Origin of the sequence: Flavobacterium sp. 5 (genome assembly GCF_002813295.1) — a bacterium.
Taxonomy (GTDB): domain Bacteria; phylum Bacteroidota; class Bacteroidia; order Flavobacteriales; family Flavobacteriaceae; genus Flavobacterium.
In genome coordinates this window covers 1250610-1270488 of record NZ_PHUE01000001.1, presented here as the reverse complement: position 1 = coordinate 1270488, position 19879 = coordinate 1250610, and the positions used below count along the sequence as shown (strand labels likewise).

15 protein-coding genes are annotated in these 19879 nt (G+C 33.8%); all 15 read left to right on the top strand.

What is annotated here, in order from left to right:
- Positions 1 to 634 precede the first annotated feature (634 nt).
- The 15 genes from CLU82_RS05185 to cysK all read left to right on the top strand — a co-directional run bounded on the left by CLU82_RS05185 (position 635) and on the right by cysK (position 19834).
- Entirely contained in the window at positions 635 to 3766 is a 3132-nt protein-coding gene (locus tag CLU82_RS05185; protein ID WP_100842085.1) for a TonB-dependent receptor, read from the top strand.
- Positions 3767 to 3783: 17 nt separating this feature from the next.
- Positions 3784 to 5259, top strand: coding sequence for a RagB/SusD family nutrient uptake outer membrane protein (locus CLU82_RS05180; protein WP_232735220.1), 1476 nt, complete (start codon positions 3784 to 3786; stop codon positions 5257 to 5259).
- Between the two features lie 27 nt (positions 5260 to 5286).
- The gene (locus tag CLU82_RS05175) at positions 5287 to 7194 is read left to right on the top strand and encodes an arylsulfatase (RefSeq protein WP_100842083.1); all 1908 of its coding nucleotides are present in this window, start codon (positions 5287 to 5289) and stop codon (positions 7192 to 7194) included.
- Positions 7195 to 7253: 59 nt separating this feature from the next.
- A complete protein-coding gene (locus CLU82_RS05170) occupies positions 7254 to 7805 on the top strand; it encodes a DUF1254 domain-containing protein (RefSeq protein WP_100842082.1) in 552 nt (183 codons plus the stop codon).
- A gap of 23 nt (positions 7806 to 7828) precedes the next feature.
- The gene (locus CLU82_RS05165; RefSeq protein ID WP_100842081.1) at positions 7829 to 8422 is read left to right on the top strand and encodes a DUF1214 domain-containing protein; all 594 of its coding nucleotides are present in this window, start codon (positions 7829 to 7831) and stop codon (positions 8420 to 8422) included.
- A 334-nt stretch (positions 8423 to 8756) separates the two neighbouring features.
- On the top strand, positions 8757 to 10676 hold the full coding sequence (locus CLU82_RS05160; protein WP_100842080.1) for an arylsulfatase: 1920 nt from the start codon (positions 8757 to 8759) through the stop codon (positions 10674 to 10676).
- Positions 10677 to 10874: 198 nt separating this feature from the next.
- Positions 10875 to 11951 (top strand): sterol desaturase family protein, encoded by a 1077-nt coding sequence (locus tag CLU82_RS05155; RefSeq protein WP_100842079.1) that lies wholly within the window; start codon positions 10875 to 10877, stop codon positions 11949 to 11951.
- 72 nt (positions 11952 to 12023) lie between these two features.
- Entirely contained in the window at positions 12024 to 12254 is a 231-nt protein-coding gene (locus tag CLU82_RS20975) for a hypothetical protein (RefSeq protein ID WP_232735219.1), read from the top strand.
- Positions 12232 to 13092: a sterol desaturase family protein gene (locus tag CLU82_RS05150; RefSeq protein ID WP_232735218.1), complete on the top strand. Its 861-nt coding sequence runs from the start codon at positions 12232 to 12234 to the stop codon at positions 13090 to 13092. Before CLU82_RS20975 ends, CLU82_RS05150 begins: the two co-directional genes overlap by 23 nt.
- A complete protein-coding gene (locus CLU82_RS05145) occupies positions 13073 to 13780 on the top strand; it encodes a thioredoxin domain-containing protein (protein WP_100842078.1) in 708 nt (235 codons plus the stop codon). Before CLU82_RS05150 ends, CLU82_RS05145 begins: the two co-directional genes overlap by 20 nt.
- A 12-nt stretch (positions 13781 to 13792) precedes the next feature.
- Positions 13793 to 15412, top strand: coding sequence for a sulfatase-like hydrolase/transferase (locus tag CLU82_RS05140; protein ID WP_100842077.1), 1620 nt, complete (start codon positions 13793 to 13795; stop codon positions 15410 to 15412).
- Between the two features lie 255 nt (positions 15413 to 15667).
- Entirely contained in the window at positions 15668 to 16747 is a 1080-nt protein-coding gene (locus tag CLU82_RS05135; protein ID WP_100842076.1) for a formylglycine-generating enzyme family protein, read from the top strand.
- 30 nt (positions 16748 to 16777) lie between these two features.
- Entirely contained in the window at positions 16778 to 18040 is a 1263-nt protein-coding gene (locus CLU82_RS05130) for a YeiH family protein (protein ID WP_100842075.1), read from the top strand.
- 36 nt (positions 18041 to 18076) lie between these two features.
- Complete coding sequence (epsC, locus tag CLU82_RS05125) at positions 18077 to 18901, top strand: serine O-acetyltransferase EpsC (RefSeq protein ID WP_100842074.1); 825 nt, start codon at positions 18077 to 18079, stop codon at positions 18899 to 18901.
- Positions 18902 to 18913: 12 nt separating this feature from the next.
- On the top strand, positions 18914 to 19834 hold the full coding sequence (cysK, locus tag CLU82_RS05120) for a cysteine synthase A (protein WP_100842073.1): 921 nt from the start codon (positions 18914 to 18916) through the stop codon (positions 19832 to 19834).
- Positions 19835 to 19879: the final 45 nt, after the last annotated feature.

Below are 19879 nucleotides of genomic sequence, written 5' to 3'. Positions count from 1 at the left end.
ATATTTATGAGATAAAATAATTTTCAGACGCAAATTTGGTCTTAAATTTCTTCTGTAAATATATTTTTATAAAAACCGAAACGACTGTAATTTACTGTTTTTTAGTGATTTACTATATTTTTTAATTACTACTCTACACGAGTTAACATTTTATTAGTAAAAAGTTATAATATTTTTTGGTAGTTTCAAATTTTAACTTAATTTTGTCTATAGAAATAGTAGAGTTTAAAAAACGATATTAATCATTAATACTAATATTTTGAAAACAATCAAAAACACCTCTTTTTTGATCACGCAAGGATCTTTTTCATTCGACACTCTTAGTCGAATGTGTTGTTGCTGTTAGAACTTTTCAATTTATATCCATTTACATTTTCGAAAACTCTTTTTTAAAATAATTTATTATAATCCATATAAATTATTTTGATTGTTTGTGATGTGCCTAAAAAACAAATTAAATACTAATAATTAAAAACAATAAAATGAAAAAAATAATGTGTTGTAGATAAAAAAAAAGCCATTTCTGCGGCAACAGAAATGGCGAGGCTTAAAAAGAAATGTTCATCTCAAAAAGGATAGAAAGTTGATTAATCAACCTTCAGGAATCCTTATTTATTAAACCAAAAACAAAGTAATGAAAAAAATATTATATAATCTTTCGTGGCTAGGCATTTTTCTAATTTCATTTGGAATTTATGCGCAAAAGACTACGCCATTAATTAATTCTAAATTAGACGGAACAGTAAAAGATGCAATAACAAATCAACCTCTATCAGGAGTTTCAATAAATATTAAAGGAACAACGCACGGGGTTGTAACAGATTCAGAAGGAAAATTTTATTTTCAAACGGGACAAATATTTCCTTATACTCTAGTTGTAAATTATATTGGATATAAAAAAACAGAAGTTATAGTTGATGGAAGTCCTGTTATTATTAATTTAAAACCAGATGTTCAGGAATTGAATGAGTTAGTCGTCGTAGGATATGGAACTCAAAAAAGAAAGGACATAACAGGCGCGGTGTCTTCAGTTCCAAAAGCAAATTTAAATCAGGTTTCTTCTTCCGCAGATAATTTATTGAGAGGTGCAGTTCCAGGGGTGGTTGTTACTCAAAGTTCAGGACGACCAGGTGCTACTTCCAGTGTTCGTATTAGAGGAGGAAATTCGATCACAGCAGGTAATGAACCGCTTTATGTTGTAGATGGAATATTGATTTATAATGACAATAATAATGGAACTGCTGGAGTGGCTAATGCAGGAGCAGGAGTCAATGTATTATCAACGATTAGTCCAGGTGATATTGAGTCTATTGAAGTATTAAAAGATGCTTCGGCAACAGCTATTTATGGTTCACGTGGTGCCAATGGAGTTGTTATTATTACTACCAAAAAAGGGACAAAAGGACAAGATCATATTTCATATCAAGGGTATATTGGATTTCAAAGGGTTTCCAAAAAACTTGATTTATTAAACGCCAGCGAATGGGCAAGTTTACGTAATGATGTTCAGGCGAGCATAGGTCAAGCTCCATCTTTTTCTCCAGACCAAATTGAAGCTCTTAAAACTTCAGGGGATTATGATTGGCAATCGGCAGTTTTTAGAACAGCACCAATTCAAAATCACCAATTGACCTTTTCTGGTGGTGATGATCGTTCAAGATATGCTGTTTCAGCTGGTTTTTTTGATCAGGATGGAGTTGTAATCGGTTCTGATTTTAGACGAATTTCACTTCGTGCGAATTATGAAAGGAATTATTCTCAAAATTTCAAATTTGGTGTGAATACTAATTACACAAATTCACTTTCAAATGGTATTGGAACAAATGGAGGATCTACAGCTGGCAGACAACCTAACCCATTAGTTGTTGCCTTATACACACCACCTGTAGTTCCTATCAGAAATGATGATGGATCATACAATTTGACTAATAATCCTTATTCGACAGCAGTTAATGGAGTTATAGGTAATCCAATTAATGATTTGGAAAACACTATTAACGAAACTAAAATTGATAGAATTTTGGCCAGTTTGTTTGGTGAATATAAAATAAACAAAGAAATCACGGCTAAAGTAGCTGTTAGTGGAGACGTAATTAATACCAAACAAAATTACTATGCTCCTTCTACAACAACAACAGGAGCAGGAACCAAAGGACTAGCCTCGGTTGGTGACAGATTAGTGAGCACAGTATTGAACGAAAACACAATCAATTACAATACTCGCTTTGGTGAGGATCATAAATTTTCTGCTTTGGCAGGATATACACTTCAATACACTCAAGGAGAAGTGGTAAATGCAGGAGCAAACACCTTTGTTAATGATAATAATACTTACAACGCTTTGCAAGACGGTGTAGCTGTAAAACCATATAGTGACGCATTCGAAAGTATCTTAAAATCGTGGCTGGCCAGAGTAAATTATTCTTATAAAGGGAAATATAATTTAACAGTATCAGCACGTGCAGATGGTTCTTCAAGATTTGGTTCAGAATCACTTTGGGGGTATTTCCCATCAGCAGGTTTTTCTTGGAACATTACCGATGAAGATTTTGCTAAAAGTATCAAAGGTGTTGTAACTGATGCAAAGCTTAGATTGAGTGCAGGAACAACAGGAAATCAAGAGATTGGAAATTATCTTTCTCTAGCTTCAATAGGCTCGGTTAATTATGGTCTTGGAGGAACAATTCAAACAGGATTGGCACCAACACGATTGGCAAACCCAGATTTGAGATGGGAAAAAACAGATCAATATAATATTGGTTTAGACTTATCATTGTATGACAGAAAAATAAATTTTGTTTTTGATGCCTATTATAAAAAAACAAACGATTTATTAATCAATGTGCCTGTTCCATTAACATCCGGTTATGCCACTGTTCTTCAAAATATTGGTGGTGTTGAGAATAAAGGAATCGAGATTGGTTTGATAACCGAAAATATAAAAACAGAAAAATTTTCATGGAATTCTAATTTCGTATTTTCTGCTAATAGAAACAAAGTAGTTGAAATTGGAAATGGAGTTAATCAATTTTTTCCAGTTGTTCCAAATGGATCTTTGTTACAACAACAGCCAGTAACAGTAAAAGTAGGATTGCCTTTGGGAACTTTCTGGGGATACCATACTAATGGGATTTTTCAAACTCAGGAAGAAATCAATACACAGCCAAAAATTAATAGTCTTGCCAATACAAAAATTGGAGATAGAAAATACGTAGATACTAATGGCGATGGTATAATTACAGCTGCAGATAAAGGAGATCTTGGAACATCACAGCCAAAATTTGTTGGAAGCTTTAGTAATACAATTGCTTATCAAAACTTTGACTTACTGTTTTCTTTTCAGGGAGCTTATGGAGGAAAGATATTTAATGCCTTAAACCAGCAATTAGAAATTTCTACATTAGGAACTAACTCTGCAGAGACTTTATTAGACCGTTGGACACCAACTAATTCAAGCAATGAAATTCCTAGAGCATCCAGTTCACCATTAGGAATAGTTTCTGAACGCTATGTAGAAGATGCTTCTTTTTTAAGATTGAAATTAATCACTTTCGGATATACATTTCCAAAAAGTCTTACTTCAAAAATTGGTGTTCAAAGTTTGAAATTATATGTATCGGCTGAAAACCTAATTACATGGACTAAATACACAGGTTATGATCCTGAGGTAAGTTCTTATGAGCAAAACAATTTATATCCTGGAATTGATTTTGGAGCCTATCCAAATTCTAAAACATTCATCTCAGGATTGAACGTAACTTTTTAAGTAAAATAAAAAATAAAATGATGAAAAAGATAATAATAACATTCATATTAAGTGCTGGTCTGTTTGTATCATGCACCGACTTAGAGGTCACACCAACCTCTTTTACTACCGAAGATAAATTTTTTATAACTCAGGATGATGCCATAGCCAGTGTAACTGCAGTTTATGCATCTTTAAGTCTTGATCCAGGAGAACAAAGTTTATTTGGAAGAAATCTTTATTTCTTGACCGATATGGCTTCTGATTATGCTGCAGCTGGGGTTTCGGCGACGAATCCTCAGGTAAGAGCATTGAGTAGTTTAACTCATGATGCGACTTCAGATCGTGTTCAAGTGGCTTGGCGTCAAATTTATAACGGTATCAATAGAGCTAATGTGTCAATTGACAATATTCCAAAAGTTTCAGGTTCGGATGTTGTAAAAACTAGATTGATTAATGAGGCAAAATTCATTCGTGGGTTATTGTATTTTCAGGCGGTTCGTCTTTGGGGAGGAGTTCCAATAGTTTTACATGAACCAACTTCAATTAATGTAGAGGGTTTGAAAACGAAAAGAGCGACAGTAGATGAAGTGTATGCTCAAATTATTTCAGATTTGACAGCAGCAGAGAGTTTACCGCTTACTTATGCTGCCAATGAGGCTGGTCGTGCTACTTCGGGAGCTGCAAAAGCTATATTAACGAAAGTCTATTTGACTAGAAAAGATTGGCCAAATGCTATTCTTAAAGCTAATGAAGTTATAAATGGAGGTTACGGTTATGCCCTTTTTGAAAATTTTGGAGATATATTCAATAAAGCAAAAAAGAATGGAAAAGAGCATATTTTTTCTGTACAATTCGAAAAGAATCAGGCAGGTAATGGTTCAAGTGGAAATACTTGGCAAGCAACTTCTTTTACTGGATTTACAGCCACAGAACCAGCGGATATTATTTCGGATGTAGCCTTGTTTTATGATATTTATGAAGCTGGAGACAAAAGAAGAGATGTGAGTTATACGAAACAGTTATTGAATCCTGCTACAGGAACGCTTTACACTTTTCCAAAACCAATTTTTAGTAAATATTTAGATCTTACAAATTTAGCTACACCAAGTAATGTTGCTATTAATTTTCCACTAATTCGCTATGCAGATATCTTGTTGTCTTTTGCAGAAGCAACTAATGAAAGTGCCGGGCCAACTACTGAAGCTCTTGAATATGTAAATCAAGTAAGAAGAAGAGCTTTTGGAAAAGCAATCACTACGCCAGATGTAACAGTAGATTTAGTTGGGTTAACAACTGACCAACTTAGAGAAGCTATTCGCGAAGAAAGAAAAAAAGAATTTGTTCAAGAGGGACAAAGATGGTTTGATCTTGTTCGTTGGGGAACTTTGGTTACTGAAGTTAAAAAAGTTACTGCGAAAAATTCTGTTTCAGAACGTAACAATTTGTATCCAATTCCGCAAAGTGAACGAAGTATTAATCCAGTCGGACTACCACAAAATCCAGGTTATTAATAATTAACCATATAAAATTAAGATAAAATGGAAGATATAAAATATAATAGTATCATCAAAAGCCCACAAAAAGGGCTTTTGATTACAGCCTTACTTGTTGCACAATTTGGCTTTGCCCAAAATAAACCGGATGCTGATTTTAAAGGCGTTATTGGTAAAACATTGGCTGAATCAAAAGAATATTGGCCAGAACCAGTTACTGCTCCCAAAGGTGCTCCAAACGTGGTTTGGATTATTTTAGATGATGTAGGGTATGGAGCTTCAAGTGCTTTTGGAGGCTTAATCGAAACACCAGTATTAGAGAGTCTGGCCAACAATGGATTGAGATATACTAATTTTCATACTACGGCGATTTGTGCTCCTACACGTTCGGCTTTATTGACAGGAAGTAACTCTCATAAGGTCCATGTTGGTGGATTCTCACATACGATAATGTCTGCAGGGTTTCCAGGTTGGGATGGAAGATTACCTTCAAAAAATGGTACGATTGCTGAGATTTTACGTGACAAAGGATACAATACTTTTGGCGTAGGTAAATATGGTGTGACTCCCGATGAAGACGCGACAGATGCTGGACCTTTTGACAGATGGCCAACAGGTAAAGGATTTGAGCATTTCTTCGGATTCCTGGGGTCAGCGACTGATCAGTATAAACCAGATTTGATAGAAGATCAGGCACATGTAACTCCAGACGGAAGACATCTTAGTGAACAAATTACGGATAAAGCTATTAGTTATATTACCAGACAACATAAGGTGGCACCAGAAAAACCATTCTTTTTATACTATTCTCCAGCAGCTGTTCATGCACCTCATCAGGTTGCTGCTTCTTGGAGCGATGCTTATAAAGGAAAATTTGACGATGGCTGGGATGCTTATCGCGAAAAAACACTCGCTAATCAAAAAAAATTGGGTGTAGTTCCAGCCAATGCTGTATTGCCTGAACGTAATCCGCTTATTGGAGATTGGAAAAAATTAACTCCTGATCAAAAGAAAGTCTATTCAAAATTTATGGAAGTCTATGCAGGATATTTGACCTATACCGATCATGAAATAGGAAGATTGGTTAATTATTTAAAAGAATCAAATCAATTGGATAATACAGTTGTTTTTGTTTTAATAGGTGATAATGGGGCTAGTAAAGAAGGAACAACACAAGGAGATGTAGACAGACAAACATACGTAACAGGAGTAACAGAAGAACTGGTATTCCAAAATAATTTGAACCGAATTGGTGAAATTGGAACCCCTCAAACGTATGCCAATTATCCTTTGGGTTGGGCACAAGCAACAAATACTCCATTCAAACAATGGAAACAAGATGCTAACGCAGAAGGAGGTACACACAATCCTTTGATTGTTTATTATCCAAAAGGAATTAAAGAGAAAGGCGGGATTAGAACTCAATACAGTCATGTAATTGATATTTTACCTACGACTCTAGATATTCTTGGAGTAAAAGCTCCGGAATCTATCAGAGAAATTAAGCAAGATAGCATTCAAGGATATTCGTTTTATAATTCTTTAAATGATGCCAAAGTAGTATCGTCACATAAAATTCAGCATTACTACATTTTTGGATCCAGATCTATTTACAATGATGGTTGGAAAGCTGAAGCTGAGCATCATCCAAACTCAATTGAAGTTAAAGAGGCTTTGAATGATAAAACAAAAGCAGGTGTTTTAAATGGTGATTTTGATAAAGATGTTTGGGAGTTATATAATATCAATGAAGATTTCAATGAGAGAAAAGATTTGGCTAAGAAATATCCTGAAAAACTAGCTGAACTTAAAAAACTATTTGACGAGCAAGCCAAGAAAAATAACCTGTATCCATTAATAGACTGGTCAGATGTTTACCAAAGAAAAATACATAAAACACCAGCTACGGAAGGGAAGTCTACTCAGGAATTATTGACTAAAGCAAACAAGTAATAACTATTTCGGAGCTATTGAATTTAAATTTGGTAGCTCTGATAATAAAAAAATAAGTTATGTCAACAACAAAAAATAAAATTAGAATAGGTGCCTACGGGGTAGGAGCTATCCTGTTAGCTGTAGTTTTTTACTATCTTACGATTTGGTTTACGCCTTATTATGTACAAAACAAAGTTGCTTCAAAAGTAAGTGCGAGCGTTAATACTTTACGATTTGCAGAAAAACCAACTCCTGAAAATAATAGGGTTGTTCCTTTGCCTAATCCAGATTTTTTATATTCTTCTATCAATTACGATATTAAAGATAGTGTCTTAAAAATTTCTGGAAAAGTTCCTGATTCTACATATTGGTCTATTGCCACTTATCAAGCCAATACGACTAATTTTTTTGTTGCAAATGATGATCAGGTCGATGGTAATTTTGAATATTATTTGGCTAATGAGGGAACTAATTCTGCTTTATTGAAAGATATTCCAAAAGAGAAAATAATTTATAGTCCTACTAAAACTGGACTAGTATTGTTTCGCTATTTAGTATCAAAATCATATTCCTTTAAAACTCTTGTTGATTTACAACACAGTGTTAAAGTAGAAAAACTAGCTGAATAAAATTCACCTTAAAAACATTCAAAATGGCTTTAAATAAAAAAATACAACACCGTATCATCTTGTCTCTATTAGTAATTGTAGCGATATTAGGGGGGATTGGAACAGCTTTTTACAGTATTAGTACTTGGAAAAATAGTTCACAGGAAAGTATAGGGAACTGGAAAACTATAGGCAAAGATAAAGATGTAAACAATGACGATTTATTGTCAATTGCACAAATAGCAGTTTATGCTACTTATCCTTTGACAAAAAAGGAAGTGATTTATCTCAATACAAATACCGATAGTGATGGTAACCCCATTGATTCAAAATCGGATTACGTTATAAACGGAAAAAAATTAGATGCTAGATATTGGAGTATTACAGCTTATGATCAGGATGGTTTTTTGATAAAAAATCCAATTGAAAAGTATAGCTATAATTTTGAAGATGTAAAGTATGAAAAAGACAGTACTTCTTATAAAATTAACTTATCAAGTTCTAAAAAAGAGAAAAATTGGCTCCCAATAACTGGAACTCAAAAAGTGTCTTTGGTAATACGATTGTATCAGCCATCAGATAACCTCAGAAACAATTTGAAGGTAGAAAGTCTTCCGTTTATTAAAAAAATAAAATAGTTAAGAAGCGAATAAATTTTGATATCATAAAAAAATGAGATTAGTCAGAGAAGTTATTTATTTGTTCCCCTTGTCCATTTTGATGGGAGTTTTTTTTGTTGTTCGTTTTATAAAAAGACTTGTAAATAACAAATAAAAGATAAATTAATAGCAGTTACTCATAATTTCAGAGTTATAAAATTAGAGATTAATTATATTTTTAAATTATACTAAATCTATAGAATTTATTTATTTTAAATATTTTGAATCTATAGAAAATTAACAAAATAGTGATCTAAATAGAAGGTTAGGAAAACCTTAGATAATAATTAATAAAAGCAAAAAAAATAAAACAATGAAAAATTTTAAATTCAACTCAAAACTCAAAACTCCTCAAAGGGGACTTTTGCTTACAGCTTTACTTGTTGCTCAATTTGGTATCGCCCAAAACAAACCAGATGCCGATTTCAAAGGAGTTATTGGTAAAACGCTAGCTGATTCTAAAGAATATTGGCCTGAGCCAGTAAAAGCTCCAACAGGAGCACCTAACGTGGTATGGATTCTACTTGATGACGTAGGATTTGGAGCATCTAGTGCTTTTGGAGGTTTAATAGAAACACCCACTTTTGATGCTTTAGCAAATAACGGTTTACGCTACACTAATTTCCATACTACAGCAATTTGCGCACCAACTCGTGCAGCATTATTGACAGGCCGAAATTCAGGAAGAGTGCATGTTAGTGGATTTTCACATACTATTCTTTCGGCAGGTTTCCCGGGTTGGGATGGAAGAATTCCATCGGATAAAGGAACGATTGCTGAGATCTTAAGAGATAATGGATACAATACTTTTGCAGTAGGTAAATATGGTGTAACTCCTGATGAAGATGCTACTGATGCAGGACCGTTTGACAGATGGCCAACAGGTAAAGGATTTGATCATTTTTATGGTTTCTTAGGATCACAAACCGATCAGTACAATCCTGATTTGGTAGAAGATCAGGCGCATATAAAACCTGACGGGCGCCATCTAAATGAATTGATTACTGATAAAGCTATTAGTTACATTCAAAGACAACAAAAATCAGCTCCGGGTAAACCATTCTTTTTATACTATGCACCAGGAGCCGCTCATGCACCGCACCAAGTAGAAGCGTCTTGGAGTGATGCTTATAAAGGAAAATTTGATGAAGGTTGGGATGTATACCGCGAAAAAGTATTGGCAAGTCAAAAGAAATTGGGTGTAATTCCTGCTAATGCGGTATTACCTGAACGTAATCCGATTATCACGGAATGGAAAAAGCTAACTCCGGATCAAAAGAAAGTCTATGCAAGATTCATGGAAGTGTATGCTGGATATCTTACGTATACGGATCACGAAATTGGAAGAGTTGTTAATTATTTAAAAGAAAGCAATCAATTGGATAACACTTTGATTTTTGTTGCAATTGGTGATAATGGAGCAAGTAAAGAAGGTACCACACAAGGAACAATTAGCCAAAATATTTTTGCTCAAGGAACATCTGATGAAAAAAATCTTGAGTCAAATTTGGCGAATATCGGAGAAATTGGAACAGCTAAAGGTTTAAATACAAATTATCCTTTAGGATGGGCGCAAGCTACTAATTCACCATTTAAAAATTGGAAGCAAGATGCACAATCAGAAGGAGGAACTCGTAATCCTTTGATCATTTTTTATCCAAAAGGTATTAAAGAAAAAGGTGGAATCAGAAATCAATATAGCCACGTAACGGATATTCTTCCAACGACTCTTGAAATTGCGGGTATCAAAGCTCCTGAAAACATTAAAGGAATTAAACAGGATATTATTCAAGGTTCGTCTTTATATACTTCTTTAAACAATGCTAAAGCTGAATCATTACACAAAATACAATACTATTACATTTTCGGAAATAGAGCTATTTACAAAGATGGTTGGAAAGCAGGTGCTGCACATCCAGATCCATTTACGTTGCTAAAAGCTGCAGGTAAAAACCAAGCTCCAACACCAAGTAATTTTGATAATGATGTTTGGGAATTGTACAACTTGAATGAAGACTTTAATGAGCGTAATAACTTGGCAGCTAAGTATCCTGAAAAATTAGCCGAACTTAAAAAATTGTTTGATGAGCAAGCCAAAGAGAATAATGTGTATCCATTAATCGATTGGCAAGATGTATTAGCTAGAAGAATTCATAATCCTAGTGGAGATAAAAACCAAAACCTTCAAGAATTGATTAAACAAGCAACAAAAGGAGCTGGAAATTCTCATTAATTTCCACAATCAAAATTCAGGTCTTTTATTAGTGAGCAAAAAGGCCTGATTTTTTTAATAAAATATAAACATATGAAACTGATAGATTTTCAAATAATAGGAAAAAAAATCCTCGTTGGGGCAATTGTATTTTTTGTTCCACTAGTCATTTTGGCAGGAGGTTTAGCATTAGTAAATCAACTTTTAAAATAAGTAATCATGGCATTAGATACAACAAAACTAAAAAGAGACTTAAGTATCAGTCTTTTAATTTACAGCTTGCCAGTATTGGCGATTTACCTTTATTTTAAGCTAAATAATGGTATTGTTACTGAATCACATATTGTGTTACCATCATTTTTGGAGTTTGCAAAACCTGCATTCGAAAATATTAGGACCTGGGGGTTAATTGCTTTTATGCTCGTTTTAGGAGTAGTTGAATTTACTGCAGGTTTATATGATGAAAAATGGACAGGACGTGAACGCAAAATAGATATCATCTGTTTTCTAGCTCCAAAATTGTTGTTACCTCCTGTAATTACTTTTTTTAGCTTAACAGTTTTACCCTATGTAATTCCAAATTTGGCTAATACACTTTCATGGGTTCCTTTTTGGGGAGGTTTTTTCCTGATTGCTGTAGCCGATGATTTAACACAATACTGGTACCATCGTTTGCACCATCAAGTACCGTTTTTATGGCGTTTTCATAGAACACATCACTCGGCTCCATACATGGGAATGGCAATGGCTTCAAGACAGAACTTCTTGTATACGGTGTTTTTCTCTCAAATTTATTTGACAGCTACATTGACTTATTTAGGTTTAGGATTACCCGCATTATTTGTTTTGGTTGTAAAAAGTATCATCACTTTAGGTGCACATTCAAGTCTTGCTTGGGACAAACCATTTTACAAATACAAAGTTTTGCATCCAATTGCTTGGGTTTTGGAACGTTTAATTTCTACTCCAGCGACGCATCACGCGCATCATGCTGATACCAGTGGAGATGGTGTTGGACATTTCAAAGGTAATTTTGGAAATATGTTTTTCTTGTGGGATATGACTTTCGGAACGGGTTTAATTACTCGAAAATTCCCTGAATCATACGGAACTAAAACATACAAAAGTGAAGAGTGGTATGCACAATTCCTTTGGCCAATATTCAAATCTAAAATTGAAGGAAGTCCATTAGCAGATGGAGTTCTATCTACACCAATTTCTCAAAAGAGAGAGACTGTTTCAACAAATCAAACAATTCCAACAAATCAAAATATTTACGAGCCAGTTCAATCGTAAAAAGTAAATAAAATCCATTCAGAGTTATTAAATGTTTGAATTTGATAATTCTGTTTTTTAAAGTAATACATCATGGCATTAGCAAAAAGTACACAAAAAAAAATAAAAAGAGACATAAGCATCAGTTTGCTGATATACAGTCTACCAGTCTTGGCAATTTACCTTTATTTTAAATTGAATAATGGTATTGTAACAGAATCACATCTTACATTACCATCCTTTTTAGAATTTGCAAAACCTGTTTTTGCCAACTTACAAACTTGGGGGTTAGTTGTTTTATATGTTGGTTTTAGGATTTATTGAATTTGTTGCAGGTTTATACGATGACGAATGGACAGGTGAAGAACGCAAATTAGATATTGTTTGTTTTTTAGCTCCAAAATTGCTTTTGCCACCTGTATTTGCTTTTTTTAGTTTAAAAATTTTACCATATTTAATTCCAAATTTGGCTAATACACTTTCTTGGGTTCCTTTTTGGGGAGGTTTTTTCTTGATTGCAGTTGCCGATGATTTGACTCAATATTGGTACCATCGATTGCACCATCAAGTGCCATTTTTGTGGCGTTTTCACAGAACACATCATTCTGCTCCATATATGGGAGTAGCGATGTTGAATAGGCAAAATTTTATTTACACGATATTCTTCTCTCAAATTTATTTAACAGCTACTTTGGTGTATCTAGGTTTAGGATTACCCGCTTTGTTTGTAGCAGTTCTAAAAAGTATAATCATTATAGGAGCACATTCAAGTGTAGCTTGGGACAAACTATTTTACAAATACAGATTATTACAACCAATTGCATGGGTATTAGAGCGCGTTATCTCTACTCCAGCAACACATCACGCGCATCATGCCGATACTAGCGGGGATGGAATAGGTCATTTTAAAGGCAATTTTGGGAACATGTTTTTTCTTTGGGATGTGTTTTTTGGAACAGCTTTAATCACTCGGAAATTTCCAAAATCATACGGTATAAGATCATATAAACAAGAAGAATGGTACGCACAATTTCTTTGGCCAATATTCAAATCCAAAAAAGAAGGAAGTGCTTTAGCAGAAGGTGTTCGTGCTATACCAATTTCACAAAAACAAGAAGTTTCATCAACAAATACAAATATATATGAGCCAGTTCAATCTTAAAAATAGTATCACAGCAATTGTATTTTTATTTACAATTGCTGGTTTTTCCCAAAATCAAAATACCTTAAAAATCGAGCCCTTTTATGCAAAGGTTAAGGAACAACAAAAGCCGCAGATAATTGATGCTCGAAGTCCTGAAGAATTTGCTATAAATCATGTCGAAGGTGCAGTTAATTTTAATTTGGAATCAAAAAATTATGCCGAAAATGTAGCTCGGTTAGATAAATCAAAACCTGTGTTTATTTATTCAATTGCAGCATACAGAAGTAGTTTATTAGGAGATGAATTAGTTAAAAATGGTTTTTCTGAAGCACATGTTTTGGAAGGTGGAATTGCAGCTTGGATAGGAGGAGGAAAGCCCTTTTATTCCAATTCAAAAAGCAAATTATCGCTTGCAGAATACAATAAAATCATTGCTGATAATAAAGTTGTTTTGGTAGATATTGGATCTCAATATTGTGGAGCTTGCAAAAAAGTGAAACCAGTTTTGGAAACAATCAAAGGTCAATATGGAACCAATTTGAAAATCGTAGAAATTGATTTAGAAGATAATCCACAAGTCATAGCAGATTTAAAAACGGTAAAGGTTTTTCCAACTTTGATTTTATATCAAAATGGTAAATTCATTTTTAAAAAAGATGGTTTGGGTGATTTGAAAAAAGACGTCGATGTGGCTTTGGCTCATTAAAAAAATAAAATTATGGCATCATTCAAAATAAATAGAAAATTTGTTTTTTCGATACTTATCGTGCTAGTGCTAATTGGTTTGTTTTTATTCTGGCCTATCAATACTGATGGTAAATTAGTAGAAACGGATAAAAAATTAGTCGAAGGCAAAAAGGAATTTTTAGCATCCAAAGACTCGGGATCTGTTGCAGGGAAGAAAACCAATATTATTATTCTATTGGCTGATGATTTAGGGAAATATGACATTTCTTTATATGGCGGAAAATCGACACCAACGCCTCAAATCGATTCCTTAGCTGCTTCGGGAGTGACATTTACCAATGGTTATGTTTCTGCTTCTATTTGTTCGCCATCCAGAGCTGGTCTGCTGACTGGCCGTTATCAAGAACGATTTGGTCATGAATTTCAACCTGGTGATCGCTATCCAAAAAACAATTTAGAATATTATGCTTTCAAATATTTGATTAATACCAATAATTGGAAATTAAACCCAAAAATTGAGTATCCAAATGAGGCTTCAATTGCTACTCAAGGTTTGCCAAAATCGGAGATTACTTTTGCTGATTTAGCCAAAAAGCAAGGCTACAGTACAGCTATCATTGGAAAATGGCATTTGGGACATAACAAAGGTTTTTTTCCTTTGGATAGAGGTTTCGATTATCATTATGGATTTTATCAGGCATTTTCACTTTACACACCCGAAGATGATAATCCAGATATTATCAATCACCATCATAAAGATTTTACCGATAAAACGATTTGGGGAAATGGACGTGTAGGAATTGGTAAGATTCGTCGTGACAATACCATTATAGAAGAGAAAGCTTATTTGACGGAGAAGTTTGCTGAAGAAGCAGAAGTTTTTATCGATAAAAACAGAACAAAACCGTTTTTGCTTTATGTTCCGTTTAATGCGCCACACACGCCTTTTCAAGTTCGCAAAAAATATTATGACCGTTTTCCAAATGTAAAAGACGAAAACAAACGGGTCTATTTTGCAATGATTAGTGCTCTGGATGATGCTGTTGGCCGAATTGTTGCTAAGGTAAGAAAAGAAGGTCTAGAAGAAAATACACTAATCGTTTTTGCAAGTGATAATGGTGGAGCTGATTACACATTCGCTACGACCAATGCGCCTTTAAAAGGAGGAAAGTTTTCGCATTTTGAAGGTGGAATTAATGTGCCGTTCGCTCTGTCTTGGAAAGGAAAGATTAAACCACATACAGTTTATGAAAAACCAGTTATTTCTTTGGATATTTTCAGTACGATTGCGGCTGCTATTCATTCAAAAATACCAATAGACAGAGTTTACGATGGTGTTGATTTAGTTAGTGTAGTTAATAATAAGCAAGTGGCACATCAAAATTTATATTGGCGTTCTGGTGATGCCAAAGCGATTCGAAGTGGCGATTGGAAATTAATCATTAGTGGGAAAACACACGAACAATGGCTTTACAATTTGGCAAATGATAAATCAGAAACAACTGATTTGGCTCAAAAGAATCCTGAAAAAGTAAAAGAATTACAAACAGCTTTACACAATTGGGAAAAAGGATTGATTAAACCTTTATGGCCTAATTTGACCTATTATGAATTTGATTTTGGAGCACAAAAATATTTTGTTGATTTATGATTTTAATTTTCTTGCAAGAAAAATAAATTAAAATTTGGAAGTTTGTATTTTTAATATATCTTTGTTCTATAGAATAAGTAGAATTTATATTTACAAAAAATAAAATAAATGATTAGCAATTCAATACATCTCTTCAGAGAAAAGGCAAGGTTTGTTGGCATTTGGTATTCCTTGCCTGATGTATTGTTGTTCTTGATTTTTTACTTACTAAAATTTTAATAGAATAAAATCCAGATTATTTTGAGTTTACACATCATGAAAAAATATATATACAATTTAATTGTTGTAATTGGCTTTACAGGTTCGTTTTCAATTTATGCCCAGGGTGGTAATGCTATAGTAGTAGCAACTAACTGCCAAGCTATGTGCAAAGCAAATACATCTAAAAAAGCATTGTTAATGCAATCTCTCAATACAAGTTCTAAAGAGAATACTACGGGTTTAACCAATGAAATGGTTTGGATTACAGGAGGGGAATTTAATATGGGTACCAATAATTATCCAGATGCAAAACCCATTCATAAAGTAAGTGTGAAAGGGTATTGGATTGATGAACACGAGGTGACCAATGCTCAATTTGCTGCTTTTGTAAAAGCTACTAAATATGTAACAATTGCCGAAAGACCTCTAAATCCAGATGATTATCCTGGTGTTCCTGTAGATAAATTAGTGCCAGGTTCGGCAGTTTTTGTGCCACCAACAGGTAAAGTGTCTTTGGAAAACATGCAACAATGGTGGCAATATGTTCCAGGTGCCAATTGGAAACATCCTGCTGGGCCAAAAAGTAGTATTGTTGGACTCGAAAACAATCCTGTAGTTCAAATTAGTTATCTAGATGCAAAAGCATATGCAGAATGGGCTGGAAAGCGACTTCCAACAGAGGCTGAATGGGAATTCGCAGCCAGAGCGCAAAGGCCATCAACCAAATATTATTGGGGTACCGAATTAAAACCAAAAGGGAAATGGGTAGCTAATATTTTTCAAGGTACTTTTCCAAATCAAAATACTGCCGAAGATGGTTTTGCAGGTGTAGCTCCAGTAAAATCTTTCCCAAAAAATCCATTTGGAATTTATGATTTAGAAGGAAATGTTTGGGAATGGTGTAACGATTTATACAGAGATGATTATTATAAAAGCAGTGCTAAAAATAATCCGCAAGGACCTTCAACGAGTAACGATCCTGAAGAACCAGGAGTAGAAAAACACGTTCAAAGAGGGGGTTCTTATTTATGCAGTGATCAATATTGTATTCGATATGTGGCTGGAAGCCGAGGCAAAGGAGAAACTACAAGTGCTTGTAATCACTTGGGATTTCGTTGTGTGAAGGATAAATAATTGAAATAATACTGAAAATAAAAATTTAAAATGTCATCAAAAACAAAGCAATTTACCATTCACGAAGATTGGACAGTAGTTCTCTTAGGATTTCTTATAATTGGAATTTCTCTTTTTCTCTATTTGCCTTCGGTTCCTGTCTTCAAGTGGTCTAATGGTTCGGATTTAATAAATAATGTATTCAATATTCAAAATATAAAAGACCTTTTTTTACAATTCATTTACCTTATTGGTATTGGAGTTATAGGCATTTTTTTGGTAGGGAAATCGGTTAAGAATTTTTTATTAGGTTTTCCAGTTGTGTATGTATTAACTGTTATAGCATTAATTATTGCTGGAAATACAACAATCAAAGGGTTTAATTTGGAGGCGGTTATTTTTAGTCTAATCATAGGTTTGTCTATTGGTAATTTTTTCAAACTCCCAGAATGGTTTCGTTTAGCACTTTCTACAGAAATTTTTGTAAAAATTGGATTGGTTTTATTGGGAAGTAGCATTATATTTTCAGATATACTAAAGGCTGGCTCTTTAGGATTAATTCAGGCTTTAGTGGTTGTTTTATCGGTTTGGTATTTTGCTTTTTGGGTGTGTAAAAAACTAAAAGTTGATGAGGAATTAGCCTTGATGATTTCAAGCGCTGTTTCTATTTGCGGAGTTTCGGCTGCAATTGCAACATCTGGAGCTATAAAAGGTGATTCGAAGAAACTTTCATATGTAATTTCGATGGTATTGGTAACAGCAGTTCCGATGATGATTTTTATGCCAATTATCGCCAAACACTTCGGCTTTCCAGAAGAAGTAACAGGAGCTTGGTTGGGTGGAAGTATTGATACTTCGGGAGCAGTTGTGGCTTCAGGGACATTGGTTGGAGAAACTGCTTTAAAAATTAGTACAATTGTGAAATTTTCACAAAATGTATTATTAGGATTAGCTGCATTTGCTATATCGGTTTATTGGACGTATGCTCAAAATAAATCTTCTGATGTTGTTGCTGCCAAACCAACTTTAAGAGTGATTTGGGAACGTTTTCCAAAGTTTGTAATTGGTTTCATTGCTGCTTCTTTGGTTTTTTCTTTCTTAATTTCAACTGAAACAAGAGATGTTGTTAAAGACAGTTTGAAGAATCTGCAGGGAATTTGGTTTGCCTTGGCTTTTACTAGTATTGGGTTGGAAACCAACTTTAAAGACTTGTTCAGTAATAACAGTAAAAAGCCATTGTATGCTTTTTTAATAGCACAATTATTCAATATCATCATTACGCTAATAATTGCTTTTTTATTATTTGATAAGTAATTATTTGTTGATTTTATAAATATAATAATAGCCAATATGAAATCTTTTTATCAGGAAATAGCGAAACAACATCAGGATTTATTGATTCTGCCAAAAAAGAAATTAATTCATCAATTTATAGATGAATTGTTTTCTGTTTTGTTTTCAAATACATCAAAATCTTTTGGGGATGTGGCCATTATTCAGAATAAATTCATGGAATTGGAAGTACAATTTAATGAATTAGTATTGGATTTTGCGCCTATAAATGGTAGAAGTCAACAGCAAACCCAAACATTTTTTGAGGAATTACCTAGTTTATATCAAAAGGCATTAAATGATGCGAAAACTATTTTGGCAAAAGATCCTGCTGCAAAATCTTTAGAAGAGGTTTTGTATTCATATCCTGGTTTTTTTGCTATAGCAATTTATCGTTTTTCACATCAAATTTGGAAACAAGATTTGAAACTTTTGGCACGAACTATTTCTGAATATGCACATAGTAAAACGAGTATAGAAATTCATCCCGGAGCACAAATAGGGGATGATTTTGCGATAGACCATGGAACAGGAATTGTAATTGGTGAAACCGCAATCATTGGAAATAATGTTCAAATTTATCAAGGAGTTACCCTCGGTGCTTTGAGTGTAAAAAAAGACGAAGCTTTTATAAAAAGACATCCAACAATTGAGAATAACGTAATTATTTATGCCAATAGTACTATTCTTGGCGGACAAACAACAGTAGGTAGGGATTCTATTATAGGAGGAAATGTTTGGCTTACTTACACTATTCCTTCTAATTCAGTGGTGTATCACAAAAATGAAATAAAGATAAAGGATAATAATCCTTTTCCTGAACCTATTTTTTACTCCATTTAGAAAATAATAATTATGAAATATCAAAGTATTTTAGGAACAATAGGGAATACACCTCATGTAAGACTTAATAAGCTGTTTAAAACACATGAGGTTTGGATTAAATTGGAAAGAGCAAACCCAGGATCAAGTATCAAAGACCGAATTGCTCTTGCTATGATTGAAGATGCTGAGGTAAAAGGGCTTTTAAATCCTGATTCGGTTATTATAGAACCAACTTCTGGAAACACAGGAATTGGACTGGCTTTAGTAGCAGCTGTAAAAGGATATAAAGTGATTTTGGTAATGCCAGAATCAATGAGTATTGAAAGAAGAAAAATTATGAATGCCTATGGAGCAGAATTTGTTTTGACTCCAAGAGAAAAAGGAACAGCAGGTGCCGTAGAAAAGGCACATGAATTAGCTGCTTCGACTCCAAACTCATTCGTGCCATTGCAATTTGATAATCCTGCGAATGTTGCCGTGCACGAAAGAACAACTGCTCAGGAAATTTTGAATGATTTTCCGGAGGGTATTGATTACTTGATAACTGGCGTTGGAACTGGCGGGCATATCACAGGAGTTTCAAAAATTTTGAAACAGCATTTTCCTAAACTAAAAACGTTTGCTGTAGAACCTTCTTTGTCACCTGTTTTAAGTGGTGGTTTACCTGCGCCACATCCAATTCAAGGGATTGGTGCTGGATTTGTTCCAGCAGTTTTCAATAGAGAATATATTGATGAAATTATTACCGTTGAAAAAACGGATGCTTTTGCTTTCTCAAAAAGAATAACCAAAGAAGAGGGAGTATTCGTTGGAATTTCAACTGGAGCGGCCTTAGCTGCTGTTTCAAAAAAGCTAAATGAAATACCTAAAGATGCAGTAATTCTGACTTTTAATTATGATACTGGAGAAAGATATTTATCCGTAGACGAATTATTTGATACTGCTTTGTAATCGTTTGGTTTGAATTTTTTAAAGATTAAATAAAGAATTGATATT